Below are 2683 nucleotides of genomic sequence, written 5' to 3'. Positions count from 1 at the left end.
CCTACGCAGATCAAACCTAAGCTCATCAAACTCATAGAAAAAGAGCGTAAACATGGCGCTGAAGGTCACATCATACTTAAAGCCAACTCTCTAGTGGATATGGATATCATCAAAGCACTCTACATTGCTTCACAAGAAGGATGTAAGGTTGACCTTATCATCCGTGGCATCTGTTGCTTAAAACCAGGTATCAAAGGTATCAGTGAAAACATTACGGTCTCTTCAGTGATAGGAAAATACTTAGAACATGCACGTGTCTACTTCTTTAAACATGACAAGGTCAAATGTTACATTTCTTCGGCAGACCTCATGCCTCGTAACCTTGTGAGACGTGTAGAGCTCATGACACCTATTTTAGAGGAAACACTTGCACAAAAGATAGAGCAGATACTCATGCTGCAACTTGCTGACAATACTTTACGCTGGGAACTGCAGGAAGATGGTAACTACACTAAAGTCCCTTCTTTGGGTAAAACGGTCAATAACCATAATGTCTTAGAAGAGTATGTGAACAAGATCCATGATAAAACAAAAAAAGTAACACCCAACTATGTAAGCCGCTTGGCAAATCGTATATTGAAGGAGAGTTAATGCTCATAAAATTTAAAGAATGGACACCCAAACTCGGACCCAATGCTTGGATCGCTGAAGGGGCTTCAGTGATCGGACGCGTGAGTATGGGAGAGGACTCTGCTGTATGGTTTGGATCTGTGGTTCGTGGTGATGTGCACCACATTACCATAGGAGACAGAAGCAATATCCAAGACCTTAGCATGGTGCATGTGACGCATCACAAAAAAGCAGATATGTCAGATGGTCATCCTACAGTGATAGGTAATGATGTTACTGTAGGTCATCGTGTGATGCTTCATGGCTGCACCATAGAAGATGCCTGTCTCATAGGTATGTCAGCTACTATTCTTGACGGCGCTGTCATAGGTAAAGAGTCCATCGTAGGTGCCTCTGCCCTTGTCACTAAAAATAAAATCTTTCCTCCTAGAAGTCTTATTATGGGAAGTCCTGCAAAAGTCGTACGTGAATTAACAGAGGAAGAAGTGGCTGAGCTCTATGCTTCTGCGAAACGTTATGTCGATTTTAAAAATGAATATCAGTAAAAAGGCCATAGTAAAAAAATGAAACAGATCATAACCAAAAGCTTACAAGATATGCTCTCCAAAGAGGTCATCCTCTTCGTAATCAAAATAGGATTCATTTCATTAGCCGTTACGCTGCTGCTTACATGGAATATGTGGGGTGCATTAACAAGCCTTATCTCTTCATATCTCTCATGGATTCCATGGGAATGGCTGCAGACATCCGGTGCATCAGTAGCAACATTTTCAGTTGCCTATATGCTTTTTATTATTATCGTAGCATTGCTGACATCACTTTATAGTGAAAAACTACTCATAGCCTTGGCCCAAAAACACTATCCGGATGTTCCTGTGGTCGGCAGTGCAGATATCACTACTTCCATACTCTTGACATTGAAAGCCAGTATTGTCTTTCTATTCCTTTTTATCATTACACTCCCTTTACTCTTCATTCCTATTTTTGGTCAAGTGGTCATACTCTATCTATGGTCTATTTTACTGAAAGAACCTACGATTTATGATGTGGGGGCACTCTTTATTAACGACAAAAAAGTGCTTAAAGAGAAAAGAAAGAAAACAAGAGTTTTAGCCATGATTGCTGCACTTTTTAACTATGTGCCATTGGTCAATATCTTTGCACCTGTTTTTGCACAGATACTTTTTTTACACCATATTTTAAAAGAAGAGAAATAGCGTTTTCTAACTCTGTTTCTCTTTTTTTATCCTTCTCTCTTTTTTGCTGGAAATTGAAAAACGCAATAACTCATCCACACTTTTTACATACTCCGGAAGGGTTTCTAAACTTTTTTCCATCACCTTTGCAGCACAGACAGCATCGCTATAGGCACGATGATGTGTAGCCGTCTCAATCTCTAAAAAATCTATCAGATAGGCAAGCCCATAACGTTCGCTCTCAAAAGTACGCCGTGCAAGATCAATCGTACATAACTTAAGATTACCTATATGCCCTAAACCAAATCTGTCAAAAGAGGCATTTAAAAAAGTGTAATCAAAGTTGGCATTATGTGCGACAAATACTGCATCACCCATAAAATGTCTTAAGGCTGTCAGCGCTTCTTTTCTTGTAGGTGCACCTATAAGGTCTGTGGGTTCAATGCCTGTGATCTTGGTAATATATTCCGGTAGAAAAGCACACTCAACAAAGGTTTCAAAACGGTCTATCACTTCACCGTTCTGTAACATTACCGCACCGATCTCTATCACTTGAGAGGTACCTGGTTTAGAACCATTGGTTTCTATATCTATCACACAGTAACGTTGTTCTGTATGTGGGGTAAAACACGTCTCTAGTCTATAATGTTCATCATCCAATTGTGAAATAGGATAGCCTGAAGCCTGGAGAAGAATAAAGATCGTTTCGGAATCTTCCAACAATGTCGTATGCTTGGTAACGATATGTTTATATTGCTCTTCATGTAACACCCCGTCATTTTTACGAAATGCTATCGTTAATTCTTCAAAGACTTTTTGCATTAGCTATAAATTGTTTCACTTTTTTAGGGTCTTTTTTACCTTTGATCAATTCTACACCAGAACTGACATCTACACCGTAAAAACCAAGCTGTTTT

General features: G+C 39.4%; 3 protein-coding genes and 2 pseudogenes. 3 read left to right on the top strand and 2 right to left on the bottom strand.

Going from position 1 to position 2683, the window contains the following annotated elements; all coding sequences use genetic code 11:
- The 3 genes and pseudogenes from WBM70_RS00085 to WBM70_RS00075 all read left to right on the top strand — a co-directional run.
- Positions 1 to 591 (top strand): annotated as a pseudogene (locus WBM70_RS00085) (RNA degradosome polyphosphate kinase); the annotation flags it as partial.
- The gene (locus WBM70_RS00080) at positions 591 to 1115 is read left to right on the top strand and encodes a gamma carbonic anhydrase family protein (protein WP_424556477.1); all 525 of its coding nucleotides are present in this window, start codon (positions 591 to 593) and stop codon (positions 1113 to 1115) included. The pseudogene WBM70_RS00085 and the gene WBM70_RS00080, both read left to right, overlap by 1 nt.
- An 18-nt stretch (positions 1116 to 1133) precedes the next feature.
- Positions 1134 to 1787 carry an EI24 domain-containing protein gene (locus WBM70_RS00075; protein WP_424556476.1) on the top strand — a complete coding sequence of 218 codons (654 nt, stop codon included), beginning with the start codon at positions 1134 to 1136 and terminating at the stop codon, positions 1785 to 1787.
- 6 nt (positions 1788 to 1793) lie between these two features.
- On the opposite strand, the gene WBM70_RS00070 is transcribed toward WBM70_RS00075, so the two are convergent.
- Complete coding sequence (locus WBM70_RS00070; protein ID WP_424556475.1) at positions 1794 to 2588, bottom strand: 3'-5' exonuclease; 795 nt, start codon at positions 2586 to 2588, stop codon at positions 1794 to 1796.
- Positions 2572 to 2683, bottom strand: a pseudogene (locus tag WBM70_RS00065) (phosphoribosylanthranilate isomerase); the annotation flags it as partial. The pseudogene WBM70_RS00065 and the gene WBM70_RS00070, both read right to left, overlap by 17 nt.

It is taken from the genome of Sulfurovum sp. (genome assembly GCF_049668085.1).
In the GTDB taxonomy this organism is placed as follows: domain Bacteria; phylum Campylobacterota; class Campylobacteria; order Campylobacterales; family Sulfurovaceae; genus Sulfurovum.
This window is presented reverse-complemented; position numbering and strand designations above follow the sequence as displayed.